15 protein-coding genes and 2 pseudogenes are annotated in these 15520 nt (G+C 46.0%); 5 read left to right on the forward strand and 12 right to left on the reverse strand.

Annotation, left to right across the window (positions count from 1 at the left end; genetic code table 11):
- The first annotated feature begins 24 nt into the window (after positions 1–24).
- Positions 25–903 carry a carbohydrate ABC transporter permease gene (locus tag J7E85_RS04695; RefSeq protein WP_215155510.1) on the forward strand — a complete coding sequence of 293 codons (879 nt, stop codon included), beginning with the start codon at positions 25–27 and terminating at the stop codon, positions 901–903.
- A gap of 274 nt (positions 904–1177) precedes the next feature.
- Here the strand turns inward: J7E85_RS04695 and J7E85_RS04700 are convergent, their stop codons facing one another.
- The 9 genes and pseudogenes from J7E85_RS04700 to J7E85_RS04735 form a co-directional block, all read right to left on the reverse strand.
- Positions 1178–2074: a MerR family transcriptional regulator gene (locus tag J7E85_RS04700; protein WP_215155511.1), complete on the reverse strand. Its 897-nt coding sequence runs from the start codon at positions 2072–2074 to the stop codon at positions 1178–1180.
- 160 nt (positions 2075–2234) lie between these two features.
- Positions 2235–2561 carry a hypothetical protein gene (locus J7E85_RS35080; protein WP_483311296.1) on the reverse strand — a complete coding sequence of 109 codons (327 nt, stop codon included), beginning with the start codon at positions 2559–2561 and terminating at the stop codon, positions 2235–2237.
- Positions 2558–2857 (reverse strand): hypothetical protein, encoded by a 300-nt coding sequence (locus tag J7E85_RS35085; protein WP_483311297.1) that lies wholly within the window; start codon positions 2855–2857, stop codon positions 2558–2560. The genes J7E85_RS35080 and J7E85_RS35085 overlap by 4 nt, the downstream gene beginning before the upstream one ends.
- A gap of 45 nt (positions 2858–2902) precedes the next feature.
- The gene (locus J7E85_RS04710) at positions 2903–3409 is read right to left on the reverse strand and encodes a DinB family protein (protein WP_215155652.1); all 507 of its coding nucleotides are present in this window, start codon (positions 3407–3409) and stop codon (positions 2903–2905) included.
- Between the two features lie 346 nt (positions 3410–3755).
- Positions 3756–4877 carry an MFS transporter gene (locus J7E85_RS04715; RefSeq protein WP_215155654.1) on the reverse strand — a complete coding sequence of 374 codons (1122 nt, stop codon included), beginning with the start codon at positions 4875–4877 and terminating at the stop codon, positions 3756–3758.
- Positions 4878–5045: 168 nt separating this feature from the next.
- Positions 5046–5357: an ArsR/SmtB family transcription factor gene (locus J7E85_RS04720; RefSeq protein WP_076325855.1), complete on the reverse strand. Its 312-nt coding sequence runs from the start codon at positions 5355–5357 to the stop codon at positions 5046–5048.
- Positions 5358–5470: 113 nt separating this feature from the next.
- Positions 5471–6512: pseudogene (locus J7E85_RS04725) on the reverse strand (IS630 family transposase).
- Between the two features lie 156 nt (positions 6513–6668).
- Positions 6669–7115: a GNAT family N-acetyltransferase gene (locus J7E85_RS04730; RefSeq protein ID WP_215155512.1), complete on the reverse strand. Its 447-nt coding sequence runs from the start codon at positions 7113–7115 to the stop codon at positions 6669–6671.
- Positions 7116–7218: 103 nt separating this feature from the next.
- Positions 7219–8067 carry a sigma-70 family RNA polymerase sigma factor gene (locus J7E85_RS04735; RefSeq protein WP_215155513.1) on the reverse strand — a complete coding sequence of 283 codons (849 nt, stop codon included), beginning with the start codon at positions 8065–8067 and terminating at the stop codon, positions 7219–7221.
- Positions 8068–8266: 199 nt separating this feature from the next.
- Between J7E85_RS04735 and J7E85_RS04740 the strand changes: the two genes are divergently transcribed.
- The 3 genes and pseudogenes from J7E85_RS04740 to J7E85_RS04750 all read left to right on the forward strand — a co-directional run.
- The gene (locus tag J7E85_RS04740) at positions 8267–8740 is read left to right on the forward strand and encodes a carboxymuconolactone decarboxylase family protein (RefSeq protein ID WP_215155514.1); all 474 of its coding nucleotides are present in this window, start codon (positions 8267–8269) and stop codon (positions 8738–8740) included.
- A 41-nt stretch (positions 8741–8781) separates the two neighbouring features.
- Entirely contained in the window at positions 8782–9429 is a 648-nt protein-coding gene (locus J7E85_RS04745; protein WP_215155515.1) for an FMN-dependent NADH-azoreductase, read from the forward strand.
- A 304-nt stretch (positions 9430–9733) separates the two neighbouring features.
- Positions 9734–10261 (forward strand): annotated as a pseudogene (locus tag J7E85_RS04750) (IS256 family transposase); the annotation flags it as partial.
- Between the two features lie 504 nt (positions 10262–10765).
- Here J7E85_RS04750 and J7E85_RS04755 read toward each other — a convergent pair.
- The 3 genes from J7E85_RS04755 to J7E85_RS04765 form a co-directional block, all read right to left on the reverse strand.
- A complete protein-coding gene (locus J7E85_RS04755; RefSeq protein ID WP_215155516.1) occupies positions 10766–10951 on the reverse strand; it encodes a hypothetical protein in 186 nt (61 codons plus the stop codon).
- A gap of 386 nt (positions 10952–11337) precedes the next feature.
- Positions 11338–13098, reverse strand: a complete 1761-nt coding sequence (dhaK, locus tag J7E85_RS04760; protein WP_215155518.1) for a dihydroxyacetone kinase subunit DhaK — start codon at positions 13096–13098, stop codon at positions 11338–11340.
- 1 nt (position 13099) lies between these two features.
- Positions 13100–14236, reverse strand: coding sequence for a glycerol dehydrogenase (locus J7E85_RS04765; RefSeq protein ID WP_215155520.1), 1137 nt, complete (start codon positions 14234–14236; stop codon positions 13100–13102).
- A 204-nt stretch (positions 14237–14440) separates the two neighbouring features.
- Here J7E85_RS04765 and J7E85_RS04770 point away from each other — a divergent pair, with 204 nt between their 5' ends.
- On the forward strand, positions 14441–15487 hold the full coding sequence (locus tag J7E85_RS04770; protein WP_215155522.1) for a PocR ligand-binding domain-containing protein: 1047 nt from the start codon (positions 14441–14443) through the stop codon (positions 15485–15487).
- The last annotated feature ends 33 nt before the right edge of the window (positions 15488–15520 follow it).

A 15520-nucleotide genomic window follows, 5' to 3' on the forward strand; every position in this document is an offset into this window, starting at 1 on the left:
CACTCGGAAAGGAGCCTAACTTAGATGACGTCCAGACCCAAATTTTTCGACGCCGTAAACACCGCCCTGATTGGCATCATCTCCATTCTTTGCATCCTGCCGATGCTGCTTGTACTCATGGTGTCCTTTACCGACGAAGCCAGCATTAAGCAATTCGGCTATCAGCTCTTTCCGAGCGAGCTGTCGCTGGATGCCTACAAGCTGCTCCTGTTCGGCAGCACGCCGCTTTACCGAAGTTATATGATCTCGATCCTCGTGACGGTGGTCGGCACGATCCTTGCGGTCACCATTACGTCCATGGCCGGATATACGCTGGCCGCCAAGCATATTCGTTACCGCAACGGGCTCGGACTGTTCTTTTTCATTACGATGGTGTTTAACACGGGCCTGGTGCCATGGTATCTGATCAACCTCAATCTCGGCATGAACAACACGATCTGGGCCCTGATCATTCCGTCCTTGGTGTTTAACCCGTTCAACCTGTTTCTCGTGCGCAACTACATGTCCCAAATTCCGCCATCCCTTACGGAGGCGGCCAAGATCGACGGCGCGAGCGATTTCTATATCGCGTTCCGGATCTACTTCCCGCTGTGCATGCCCGTCCTTGCCACGATCACGCTGTTCTACGGCATTGCCTACTGGAACAACTGGTTCAACGCCATCATGCTGGTGGACAACGAGAAGCTGTATCCCCTTCAGTACCTGCTGTTTAAGCTGAACTCCGAGATCAGCATGATCCAGCAGATGCAGAGCAGCGGAGCCATTCTCGGCAGCCAGACGCTCCCTCAGGAATCGGTGAAGATGGCTACCGCCATTCTGACGATCGGCCCGGTGGTGCTGTTCTATCCGTTCCTGCAGCGATATTTTATTAAAGGGCTGTTGATTGGCTCTTTGAAGGAGTAGGGATAACGCGCCTTGTTTGCACTCGTGAGGATGGAATCGGAGAATACAAACTAAATTGAAGCAAAAAAGCTAACCGTATCGCGGTTAGCTTTTTTGATATTGTTTCATGAATTCATAAACTCGTTAGAGACATATCTTCAAAGATGCTTCTCCATCGATATTCATCGGCAACTCCATTCAGTCTATCCTGGGATGAGCTGGTTTCAGTAACATTTCAGGCCGCTCGGTGGTCCACTCCATCTCTTAACGACAAGGGGTTCGAGCGCACCGCATCTCATGTTGCCTTATCGTCAGGACAGCCGCTCACTTGCGGGTTGCTGGCCAACCACACCTCATTCGCTGCCTGCAGCTTTTCTTGGTACTGGCGGTATGAGGTGCTCAAACGCATTAGATTCGGAATGAAAACATCATAATAGCCGCTATTTTGCTGAAATTTGACCAGCAAAGACTTTAACCGATAAGCAGGACTAGATATATACATTTCCGATTGCTGATAGGCAGCATACTTCTCCAGCACATCCTGCTTCGACTTCATAAAATGCTCCATGTCATTCAGTGCTGTATCGATGGCTCCCTCCATCTTCTCGATATCGCTGTCTGTCCAGGATTCAAGCGCTTCGGTAATCCATGACTGCACGTCCTCCGGGAATTCGAGTTCAGTCAATTGGTCCAGGAAATCGACGATGGCATGGTAGGCTTCGATTTTCTCCTTACTGTCGAGAGGCTCATTCAAGTATTTTCCGAAATGCATCGCCAAGTACATGCCATAGCTACCCGGAAATGCCAGCTGCAGCTTCTCCTTGATGGTCATGCCGACATCCAGACGATGGTCCAGCTCTTCAAAGGCTTGTTCGATCGTGGGACGATGCTCGAGCAGATATGCCAAATAACGGTCCTGTGCCTGCAATTGCATCATATGCAGCTGTTTCCTCAAGCGGTAATTGCATAAAGCCAGGTGTTTATCCTCGCTCTCTAAGACCTGGCGAATCTCCGCCACATTCATGCCGAGCTTTCTCAGAATCGTAATTTCTTTCAACCGAATCAAATCCTGCTCCGTGTAATACCGGTACCCGCTGCCGTTATATTTCACGTCAAGGAGTCCCTGCTGCTCATAGTATCCAATCGCCTTCTTCGTTATGCCGCATCTCTTGGCCGCCTCACTGATCAGCATCTCTATCACCTCTTGGCTAGTATTGTAAACCAATCCCCAAGGGCATGGTCAATGACTGTTCATGCGTTGCAGCCTAGATGCTCCATTGGGCTAACGCAAGCGATCCTCCATTTCCTCCAGCACAATCCCCCACCATGAGGAGGAACGGGCGAAAGCAGGATCAATGTCTTTCAGCTCCCGCTTCATGCGTCCGAAGGCTGCCTTCCACTCGCGCTGAGCCTGCATATCCCCAAACTTCCATGAGCACGTCTCGTTCATGCTTGCTTGAAGGCAGAATATCCTTCCATCGCTTCTCCAAGTGACGTGGGCTTTCTTGTTCGGTACAGTCTTCAACGGCTTCAATCAGGCCCCGCAGGATGCCGATATCTTCATCACCCACCGTTAAGGTCTCCTCATGGCTCAACAGCTCCAGATCGAGCCAGCAGTAGAGCAGATGATTCAAGCGGACGCCGCCCCATTTGACCCGTTCGAAATTCAGCACGTTCAAGTCGAGCTGCGCATAATCACGATCCGACTGAATCCCTGCGTGATTGCAATCCCCGCAAGCTGCCTGTAATTCGGCACGGCCGAGCACCGTTCTTCGTACGTATGAAGTGGCAGCCGCGAGGTCAGCGCCCAGCTAGAGAGCGCGCTTCGCATATGCACCTGTTTCGTAGACAAGCTGTGCAGAAAAGCAGCCGAAGCCTTTTCTTTTGTAACGCTCTGATGCTGGCTTTGCAGCCGCTGGATGACCAGAACGTTTGTAATAATATCTTTTTTGCCTTTTTGTCCACAGCTTCTCACTTCCCATTTTTTCTTGCTCCTATCATATCAAAATAAGCAAAAAATTTATTTGAATCCTTCGATAATTTCATTTATTTGTTTAATATGTCTTTGTTCATGCAAGTACAGTGATTTAACCCATTCAATTAATAACATCTCTTTAAAGACAGGGTGGGTGAAATGTCTTCTGCTTAGCACGGAAGGGTCTTCTAATGAATGGAGCAGTTCCGTTAGCTTCTCTCTAGAATGATGCAGTTTCTCGACAATTTCTTGATATTCTATAATTTCATCGGTTGGTTTAGCAATGTCAGGAGCTTCTAACTTTCTACTTCTGTCAAGCAGAAATTCCAAAGGTTTATTCTCAATAATTGAATCTTCCTTGCCCTTCAATCCTCTTTTAATAGCAACCACATACAATTCTTCTGTCTTATATAGATGTTGACATACCTGACTGATACTCCAACTGTTTGAATCATGCCGCCTGTTCAGCTGATCTCCGTTCAATCCATTGAGGATTGTAAGCAATACATCCCTTGTTTCCTTTAATCTCTGATTGATTTCTTGAAGTTCCAGGGTAAACACTCCCTTCCAATGGTTTTTAAGATGCCGTTCCTTTTCCGGATTGCTGACGATCTTCATTTCTAAAATAGTCAATAAAAAATGCCCCAGCCCTAGATAGCTGTTATCTTAGGCTGGGGCATTATCTGTCTGCTACTTCCATGATTATACATCTGATAGCCGAGGCGTGTAAGCCCTGCGTGCAAATATGGTAACAAAAAAATTGTTTCTTCCCGCTGCAAATCCATTATAGGAGGTCTTTCAGTTTTACAAAAAAAAACGGTTGGAAGGGCATTTGGGAACAACGAATCAAGCACGGGAAGCCTGCGGCACATTACCTTGCGCTAGGCTGGCTTCCGATTTACGAAGGAACATATTTTATTTTGAGCAAAATCGAAGCCAGGGCAAGGATCGCAAACACGATTCCGCTCCAGATTAACTGATGGATACCCGCAACGGCTATCAACCAGCCCCCTACCGTGGTGCCCAGTGTAATGCCCAGGTTGGAAAACGATACAAACAAGCTGTTGCCAAACTCCGGTGCATCTTCCGTCACCGTTGTCAGCCATGTTTGGCTGACAATTAATCCTCCGGAATGGACCATCCCCCATAAAACCACAACGATCATGGCCGGAATCCAGTATGGTGCCAGACTATACAGCAGTACATAAACCGCAATATACAGGATAGGGAACAGCAATACGGTCACCCGAATGTTTTTTTGCAGCATGGCCCCAAAAACGAAATTACCGAAAATCATGATGATTCCAAAACCCATCAGCATCACACTGATCGCCGATCCGTTCATAGGTGTAACCTGGCCGAGGTATTCCGCAAAATAACTGTACACCGAAAACATCGCTGCAAAAATAAAAATTACCGACGTTATATTTAACCACAATGCGGGTTTCCGCAATATCCTCAACTGTTTGCCGAATGACATTTTGTTCTTAACCGGCATGGACGGGAGCCAGGCCAATATACCTGCAAAGGCAATCGCACTAACAGCCGCTCCAAACAAAAATGCGGTTTCCAGTGAAACCTTTTCCCCGAGGTAAGATGTCAAAGGCACACCAAATGCAAATCCGACCGTAATCCCGGCAAATACCTTCGTGACCGCTTTACTGCTCTTCTCGGGTGGAACCAGCTGGGCCGCAGTGACCAAAGCCACGGAAAAAAAGACCGGATGAAAGCAGGCCGGAATGATCCGGAACGCCAGCATCACTTCGAATTTCGATGTCATGGCGTACACGATATTGGACACCGCAAACATGAATACTGCGATAAGAAGAATCACTTTCCGGTTGATACCGGATGCCAATAATGTCAGAAAGGGGCCCGAGATGGCGACCACAAGGGCAAACACACTGACGAGCGTACCCGCCTGCGATGCCGTGATATTAAATTTCCGGGCCACTTGGGGCAGAACGCCAACGATACCCATTTCCGTCGTAATAATGCCAAAAACACCTAAAGCCAACATGATAATAAGTAAAGGGTTCACTTGTTTCTGTCTCAAAGAAATGATGCTCCTATTCTGTCATTTGTATTTTCATATCTGTATATGTAGATATGTTAGTCCGCAGTTTCACTGTCTATATTCAATTATATATCTATATATCTAGATGGATATAAACAAAAAAACACCTCCTTATAGTTTGTTTTGAATATACTCGGAAAATTCCTTGATGGTCTGTTCATTCCGGCGATAATAGGTCCACTTTCCGATACGCTCGGACTCAAGCAGTCCCGCTCTTTGAAGTGTCAGCAGATAATTGGAAATGACGGATTGCGCCAGCCCGCTCTTCTTTTGAATATCGGCTACACAAATTCCGGTCCGGAAGCTGATGCCGTATTCCATATATTTTTTCTCCTCAAAATGATGCTCCGGGTTTTTCAGCCAATCCATGATTTGACAACGGGTCTCATTGGATAACGCTTTGTAAATTAAAATAGGTTCCATAGAGATCATTATATCTATTTATATAGATTTGTAAATGTTTTTTTGAATACTGGTCACTGGATTAAATAGATAATCTAGAGTAAAAGACTTTCTATATAAACTGAACTTTTGATTTACAGACGGATGCAAAGGCGGTCAATAGTCTCCATCCGGTGGATATTGACTCGTCTCATAAACGCAGCGATGTTAACTCGAATATGATAAAACTTCTTGTAAAATACATTGTGAACCACGTCGCTCTTCAGCCATTTCCAAAGTCCCTCCACAAGATTGAGCTCGGGCGAGTATTTGGGTAAGAAGACAAAATCCAGGCGAGAATGCTGGTGCAAGTACCTCTGGACCTGCTTCGCGTGGTGAATTTTCCCATTGTCTAAGATCATAACAATCTTGCCGGTCGGATACGCCTTTAGAACGGTATCAAGAAACTGAATGAATGCGGGCGCATCATAACGCTCACCGTCACGATACAGAATTTCTCCGGTTTCATAATTCAATACGCCGAATAACTTTGCACCTTGATGCCGACCGTAGGTTGGAATCTTACGCTGATGGCCTTTGGGAAACCAGTTGTATTGCAAGGATTGATAGGCACGAATCATAGACTCATCCTCGAACAGCAAGTGATCGATTTGGTTGTCTATAAGCTTTTTTTTAGCGCAGGGAAGGTTTTGTTGCGAAAGGTTTCTTGTTCATCTGGATCAGCTGATTCCAGTGTGTACGTGGCTTTCGTGTAACTAAACCCCAACCGATGAAGCAATTTGGACATCCCTCTCTCTGTAAACATTTTCCGGAATTCACGTTCAACAAAGAGCATAGCCAGCTTTAGCGTCCAGTTATATTTGGCCTCGATGCCCACGTCAACTGGTCGCTTAGTGGCAATGGTTTCAGCTAATATTTGTTCCTGTTCATCGCTTAATCTATGCGGCTTTCCGGGGGAGTGGCCAAGCGCCAGCGCATTGATACCGCCTTCATGGTAACTGCGAATATAGCCACTGATGGTTTTCTCCGTGCGCTTGATATCATCCTTGCGATTTCTCGGTTCGTATGGCCTTCTAGATGATGAAGGACAGCAAGATAGCGTTCGTACATTCGTTTGTCTGAGGTCTCTCGAAGAGCCGTTTCCAACATTTTGACTTTGTTTGATTTTGTCTTCATTCCTGATCACGTCCTAATGGTTGATCTTTCTTCTATTACCCAATTCAGGATGTTTTGTAAAGATGATTTGTAGTTCTTAAGTTCAGCCTATATAGCTTTAAAATGTTTTATTCTATTTAGAGTTTAACGGAATTTCATCTATTAATTCGGAACCTCTTACTTGGCAAGAAGAATTGCATTGTCAGATATTTTGAATCCATTTTTAATATAAAATTTTTCTGATGGGAATCCCTTGGAAGTTGTTAACACGATAGTATTTATATCCTGCTTTTTAATGTCAGATTCGATAAGCTCTAGAAACTTGCTACCTGCTCCTTGTCCTTGGAATTTTTCACTTAAACAAAATTGATCAATGAAATATTCCATTCCTTTTAAACATGGCTTTTTTGTACCTATGCTCAATCCAACAAGTTCATCGCCTATTTTTAGAACGCAACCAATAAAATAATTGTTTTTCATGTAATTCTCAAAAAAATCTACAACTTGTTTTCTTGACTCATAAACATCATTCCAAGGTTCTTTTGAGAAAATGTCAATGAATAAATCAACACAGTCATCAAGCATGTCATATTTCAACGAATATAGATCAGCCTCTAATCCCATATATAATTACCTCCATCTAACCTGATCCCAATTTTACTATACACTTATTGAACTCTACTGCTCGTTTGTAAGATTTATCCACCTGCTTTGAGCAGGTGATCGTTTAATCCCCAAAAATCGTTAAGTCAAGTTGCTCAAGGTGTGCAGAGTTGGAGATCAAGTCTACCTCGGCGATTTTTCCATCTTTCATTGTGAACTGAATCACGTAAAGTAACTTCCCGCCTGGAGCCGCAATCGCCCCGATGCATCCATCCACAAGGGCCACTTGTGCGGCTTTGGCGCGTCCTACTACCTTCTGCGCTAGGGCAGTGGCTCCCCGAGTTTCGATTCGGGCGCCTGTTTCACGATCATCTCGAAGCACCACATCCGGATCTAGCACCGATACCAGCGAATCGAAATCTCCAGCGTATGCTGCAGCCAGGAAAGCGTCAACGAGTTTACGCTGACTCTCCAAATCGGTTTGTGAACTCGTCTCTTTTCCTTTCACTTTTCGGCGCGCCCGGCTCGCAAGCTTTCTAGCGGCGAGTTCGGATTTTCCCACAATGGGTGCAATTTCGCTGAATGGCATGGCAAAGATATCATGCAGCACAAAGGCAATCCGTTCCGCTGGAATTAGTTTGTCTAACACGACAAGCAGTGCAAGTCCGACTGAATCGGCCAACAGTGCTTCTTGTTCAGGATTGTATTGATCTTCAGAGTTAGAGAAAATTTCGGGCAAATGTTCGTCCATGAATTCCTCACGCCTGGCTTTTCTCGAGCGCAACATGTCGAGACAAATCCGCGATATGACTGTGGTCAGCCATCCTCCTAAATTCTTAATCTCGCTTCTATCTGAACGATGAAGACGTAACCACGATTCTTGCACGGCATCCTCCGCTTCTGTCAATGATCCGAGCATGCGGTAGGCCATGGCCTGCAGATGATTTCGGTACGATTCGAATTGCTCTTCCATACGACTGAGTTCTCCCTCATCACAATGTCTTTTACATCAATGTTAATCATTAGAATTGCTTTATTATATTGACGAATTATATTCAGCCAATGTGACAAAAGCCAATCATCTGTGTTGGTCACACTCTCTCCGTTTGACACGTCATTATAGTTAGAGGCCGAATTTAGGCTTCTATCATATCAACAAAGGAGTGTTTCCTATGCAATCCAGAATGAAAAACCCTGTTATAATTTTGCCCGAAGTGGGCCAATCCTTGCAGGCATTGGGCAAAGGCATATTTGCGTCAGCCGAGAAAAACGGTGTACCGGCTCGTACTCTCTTCCTTGCCTACTTTCGTATCAGCCAAATCAACGGAGATAGCGTCTGCGTTGATCTTCATTCCCGTAATGCTATGGCTGCAGGCGAGTCGGCTGAGCGACTTCTAGCCGTATCCGCTTGGCGCGAAACGTCAAATTTCACAGACGCGGAACGTGCTGCTCTTGCGCTCAGTGAGTCGATGACTCGACTGCATGACAATACCGATCCGGTGCCAGACGAAGTGTACAAGGAAGCGGCCCTTCACTATGATGAAGCGGCACTGGCTACGCTCATTACCGGGATCGCCACGGCTAACCTTTACAACCGGCTTAACGTCTCAACGCGTCAAATAGTAGACGTTTTGCCCCGCAATTAAATCGGCAGTCGTCACATCGAAAAGGGAGGCTTTTCTTCACTATGGCAACAGTACTTTATATCACAGCTCACCCGCGCGATGATGAGCAATCCTATTCCTTGGCAGTAGGAAAAGAATTTGTGCAAGCTTACCGTTCAGCTCATCCACAGGATGAGCTGATCCATCTCGATTTGTATAAAATGAATATCCCGCAACTGGACGCCGATGTTTTAAACGGGTGGGACAAGCTTAAAAGTGGTACTGCTTTCGAACAATTGACGCTTGCGGAGCAAACGAAAATCGGACGTATCAATGAACTTGCCGATCAATTTGTGGCCGCAGATAAATATATCTTTGTCACTCCTATATGGAATTACTCCTATCCCCCAGTGATGAAATCATATATTGACTCCTTCTGCATCGTAGGAAAGACATTCAAATATCTTCCTGACGTTGGCAGAGTCGGCTTGCTCGGCGATAAAAAAGTGGTTCACATTCAAGCTAGCGGAAGTGTAATTTCACAAGGCTCAAAAACGCCAACCGAAAGTTTTGAAATGGGGCACCGTCACCTAAAAGTCATTATGGATTTTGTGGGGATAACTGACGTTAAAGGCATCTTTGTTGAAGGGATGGCCGAGTATCCTGAACAAGCGCCGCAGTTTAAAGAAAAGGCAATCCGACTAGCGCACAAAATAGCAGGTAACTTCTAAGTAAAAAAATCCATAAGACGAGGGAAGCTGTTCGATCGGCTTCCCTGTTTTTGTAGTATTACAATTTTTTAGGTAATTATTTCGTTTCCTTTTGATGAATTTGAGCAAATTTTTGAAATCAGAGGTCTTCGCATTGTTTGTTCTGAATATGAACACTCAAGCGTCAAAGCGGGAGCGGTAGGGCTATGCCGAAATGGTTGGGCATATTTTCACGATAATTCGGATTTCCCGAGTCTGTAAAATAGTTTGTGTAAACTCCCGAATCTTTTAAAATGGAAAGTAATAGAAAGGTTGGGGAGAACACATTAAGGAGAATAAGCTGGTAACGGCTCAGGATGCGCAGAATGCCTTGAAAGAGCTGTTTGCAGAAACACTTCAGGAGATGCTGGAAGCAGAATTGGATACGCATTTGGGTTACGAGAAACATGAGGTCAAGGCCAAGATGACACCCAATAGCCGCAACGGCAAAAGCAAAAAGACCGTTGTCAGCGAGTACGGGGAGCAGGAGATCACGGTTCCACGGGATCGGCTGGGAGAGTTTGAGCCGGTCGTTGTACAGAAGCATCAAAAGAACGTAACGGGCATCGAAGATCAGATCATCGCTTTGTATGCCAAGGGCGTCAGTACCCGCGAGATCCAGGACCATTTGCAAAATCTGTACGGCATTGAAGTGTCACCCACCCTCATCTCCAATGTCACCAATAAAATTGTGCCGCTCATTAAAGAATGGCAGAACCGGCCGCTTCAGGGCGTGTATGCCGTCGTTTACATGGATGCCATTCACTTTAAAGTGAAGCAGGATGGGGCCATCGTGAACAAAGCAGCCTACATGTTCTTTAAATGAATTATAGCCTTTTTCAGCAAAGTAGCTTAAAGTTGCGAAATCGTCAAATTCCCTTGCAATATTTTTCTGAAGCATTAATTCCTTTTGAGATTCATTAAAATAATTCAATTCATTCGCGTATAAAATTATCTCTTCAACATTCAAGTACTCACAATCTTTATCGTTAATTAATCTGTAATCATGGGAAGCAGGGGTATGAATGTGGAATTCACATTTTCTAAGTTCACCATAACTTCTACGAACACTAATCATTTTTTTTAATTTTGTTTTAATGAAGCAGCCATTTGCACCTTCCAAAATATGATATTCTTTTTAATCTTACAACAACATTATAACTAAAATCGTTAGGTTGCAATGATATATATAAATTGTTATCTGCAGTTATATTATTGGTCAAACTACAGATTGGTAGTTTAATGCATCGAGCGTCCTTTTTGAAAGATGAGAAGATCTAATTAATCGATCCCTGTCATTAACGCTTTCCTCGTCATCCTATGGCTTCATTGAAGCATCTCGCTTAGCTGTTGTAAAAGGAACCTTGATGAGTATTTCATCACCTAAGTATTCAAAGTTCTTGTCTTCTTCGAGAAAGTACCAAATTCTTGTCATCCAGTTAGGATAAAAGTTTGGGTAATTAAAAAAAGATGCAGCTTTAAAAGTCTCTTTGTCGTCTGACATTTCAAAAACTGCAAATGACCCACCGCGCTCGTATCCAATTTAGGTTACACTATACAGTATGATTACGGGTTAAGTAACAGTATCATATCGCAAACACTGGTATCATCTATTCGCCTTATCGGAAGATAAGTTTTTGTCCTCAGATCTAGACAAAAACTTACATCGTTAAAACAAATGGCCTTAATTTCCGAGACTTTGTATTTGTATATATTCATACACTCCGACACTTTTCTCCTTGATAAGGCGCTTTTACTCATCACATAAAAGTAAAAGCCCCCTTAAATAAGGGAGCTTCAAAAAATATGCATACTAATGCATATTTATTCATTTCTCATTAATTATGACACCACACATTGGACTAATCTATAAATCGGTATATTTGTACATTACCTCATCACTTTGGCAAGCTCCGTGAAAATAACCCCGAGCGCGTGTGCGCCCGCATCCGGGTATCCGATGCTGCGTTCGCCTACCGTCCCCGCTCTTCCCATTCGGGCAACGATGTCTGCCGTCTTCTGCGCTCCGAGCACCGCCGCTTCAGCCGCCTTGATCGCTGCCGGCTTCATCTCTTCACCTTGCTCTGCGCTCTGCGTCCAGGCGTCCGCGAAAGGCACGAGCGCATCGATCAATGTCTTGTCACCGACGACAGCTCCTCTTCCGAACGATCTTTCGCCCGTACCCTGGATTCCTTTCACAACGGCCTGCATCATATCCGCGACCTCTTGAACGGACAATTCTTGCTTCTGACCGGCAGATTTACTCGCTGCACGGAATGCGGATCCCCAGATCGGTCCGGAAGCCCCGCCGCAATGCTCCATGATGATCATCGAGCAGGCGTCGAGGAAATCGCCGATATCGCTGAGATGGTGGGTCAGAATATCGTCCCACTCCGCCTTGAGCTGCTTGAAGCCCTTGGCGACGCTCATGCCGAAATCGCCGTCTCCGGCATGGGCGTCGAGCTCGCAGAACGGCACCTCGTTCTCGATGATGACCTCACTCATTTGATCGATCAGATATACGATATTTTGCAAGGATAACCGGTTGTTTTTAATCACCGCAGCGTCAGCATCCGTATTGTTTTTATACGAAACTGTGCTCTCTGACTTCTCTTCTTGAATAACCTCGGTATAGTTCACGGGCTCAAAAGATCCCTTAACCGACAGTGCCGGCGTATCGCACGGCGCAGACAGCCACTTCTTAAGCGTCTCGTCCAGCTTCATGATTGTCACCGATGCGCCTGCCATATCGATGCTGGTCATATAGTTGCCGACGAATACTTTGAATACCCGCTTGTTCCGGGACGCCAATTCGCGCATCACCGAATTGTTCAGCAAGTACAGCTCCTGCAGCGGCGTGCCGCCAAACCCATTGATTAATACGGCAACTTCGTTCTCTGCAGAATCATTCATCTGCAAGTTGTCCAGCAAAGATGTGACCATCCGCTGCGCCAGCTCATCTGCAGGAACAACGTTCTCCCTGCGGATTCCCGGTTCGCCGTGAATACCGACGCCGTATTCCATCTCGTTATCTTCGATATGAAACGTCGGAGTTCCCTTGGCGGGCACGGTGCAAGAGGTAAACGCGAAGCCGATGCTGCGAACATGGTTAATCGCATGCTGCGCTGCTTCTTTCACTTCCGGCAGGGACAGTCCCGCTTCTGCGGCTGCTCCGGCTACCTTATGAACGAGCACCGTTCCGGCAACCCCTCTTCTCCCTACCGTATAGAGACTGTCTTCAACGGCGATGTCATCGTCGACCTTCACATAATCCACTTGGATACCGTCCTCGCTCGCAAGGTGGGCCGCATTTTTGAAGTTCATGATGTCGCCGCTGTAATTTTTGATAATAAGCAGCGTTCCCTTATTACTCGCAGAGCTGCGGATCGCTTGATACACCTGGATTTGGGACGGGGAAGCAAACACATCGCCGCACACGGCCGCATCCAGCATACCACTTCCAACGAATCCGGCATGAGCTGGTTCGTGGCCACTTCCGCCGCCGCTGATCAGCGTAACTTTATCTTGGTTGATCTCTTTTTTGGAAATCACTTTGAATTTAGGGCTGAACGCTAACTCAGGATGCGCCAGCACAAGCCCATTGCACATTTCCCGAACCAAGGTTTCCGGTTTATTCATGATTTTCTTCATCTTATATCTCCTTACTTGATTTGTATTGACGACCCAATTGATCAGCGGCCATAATCGCAGATGCTACCGCTTCCTCCGAAATCGGGAATGGCATCGAGTGGATGGATTCCTCGGCAATACATGCCTTCTTGGCCACTTCAAGCAGCTCCTCGTAGGTCACACGCTCTACGCCGATATCCTCCAGGCATACAGGAAGACCGATCGACAGACAGAAGTCCAGCACTTCCTTCATTTCGTCCCGGTCGGCATTCTCAAGCACCAATTGAGCAATCGTACTAAAGGCGACCTTCTCGCCGTGATAATAATGATGCGTTCCTTCAAGAGCCGTCAAGCCATTGTGAATGGCGTGAATCGCTGCCAAACCGCCACTCTCGAAGCCTAGTCCCGATAACAGAATATTCGTCTCGATGATATTCTCCAAGGCTGGCGTCACAATATTTTGATCACAGGCCAGTTTTGCTCTGTACCCGTTCTCAAGCAGTGTTTCATAACATAGCTTTGCAAGTCCCAGCGCTGTGATCGTCCCTTTGGCGTCACCGCATGCGCCTTCGCGAACACCGCACGGCAAACCGGCATTGACATTGGAGTACGATTGAGTCGTCGCTCTTGCTTCGAAATAGGTAGAGAGCGCATCCCCCATTCCAGCAACTAGGAATCTAGTCGGCGCTTTGGCAATAACCGTCGTATCAATCATGACGACACTAGGACTTTGTTTGAAATAAGCATAATCATCGAATTCGCCTTCCGGAGTATAGAGTACCGCCGAATGGCTTGTCGGTGCATCGGTTGCCGCAATTGTCGGGACAACAATCAGGGCCTCACCTTCGGCTACGCATTTTGCCGTATCAATCGCTTTGCCCCCGCCGAGGCCAATCGTGCAGGCACATTGATGTTCCTTCGCCAAAGCTTGCAATCTGGCAACCTCCTGCCGGGAGCATTCCCCACGGAAGCCGCTTTCAACTAGCGTTATATTAAATTTCAGTTTCGTTGACTCCAGCTTGTCTTTTACCCGTGCAACATCATCGGGATGGGCAATCAGCAGAGCGGATTCTCCGAATGTCTTTACAAAATAACCTAAATTCAACAGTTCGTTCTCACCCTGCACATATTTTGTCGGACTGATAAACGCTCTTCTCATGTTCATTCCTCCTAAGTAAACTATACTTATTATTATAGGTTGTACTTAATCGGGAAGCATGAAACAATGAGATCGGAATAAAGCGTTTTCTTATCGTGTTTTTTTGTCGTCTCTATGGAAAATTGTATTATCTTGTTCTTCAGTAGAAGCATCCGCTATAATATTCAGTAGAGTTTCTATAACTGTTCATAGGAGAATGTTGTCATGTCCAAATCCCGATATGATTTAGAAGAAATCATTGATTTGGAGAAATGGGAGAGGCTGCAGGATTCCTTATCGCTCGTGACCCAAATGGCGATCCTTACGGTCGATTACAAGGGCGTTCCCGTCACCAAGCACAGCTACTGTCAGCCTTTCTGCCAAGGCGTGCGCCAGGATTCCCATCTCTCTCCATATTGTCAAAAATGCGACGCGCGTGCCGGAATTGAAGCGGTTCGCCAAAACAAGCCATACATCTATTTATGTCATTTCAACATTATCGATATCGCCATCCCGATCATTATTGATAACCAATATCTTGGTGCGATTATGGCGGGACAGCTCAAGCTCCGAGAATCTGACGCTCCGATGCTGGAGCAGATCGTATCTCGGCCGCCCAATGTGGAGTCAAACCGAAAGTTTAAGGAACTCGAAGGGGATTATGATGCACTGCCCGTCTTATCCTATGATGAGGTGACGAAATGCGTGGATCTGCTGCTGCAATTAAGCACCTATATCGTGGAGGAAGCGATTCAGAAGCATACCACGATCGATTTATACAAAAAAGTGCTCACTTCCAACATGGATGCGCCAGCTTCCATGGAAGGTTATAACGAGTCGGATCGTGCGGTCCGCAGCATCCAATCCATGCAGCAAGAGCTCTCAGGAGCACTTATCGATACCAAATTGAAGAATGGCGCTGGGCGGTTCGTCTCATCGAATGCCGTGCTTCAGCCTGCGTTTGACTACATTTTTACGCACAAGCATGAGAATTTCACCCTGAAGGAAATGGCCAAGCTTTGCCATATTAGTCCCAGCTATTTCAGCCGCATATTTACGAAAGAAACGGGAGAGAATTTCTCCGTCTTCATCGCCCGACTCAAGATTGAATGGGCCAAGCAGCTGTTGGAGTCCACCGATTCGCCGATCCATCAAGTGAGTGATGATTTGGGCTTCTGCGATACGGGCTATTTTATCAAAACATTTAAAAAGTTCGAGCACCTCACCCCGGCCGTGTACCGGAACATGTATGCCGGGCTATCGGCTAAGTGATCGGTTTACCAACCGATCATTACAAGTAAACCC

Origin of the sequence: Paenibacillus sp. ISL-20, assembly GCF_018613005.1 — a bacterium.
GTDB lineage: Bacteria > Bacillota > Bacilli > Paenibacillales > Paenibacillaceae > Paenibacillus_AQ.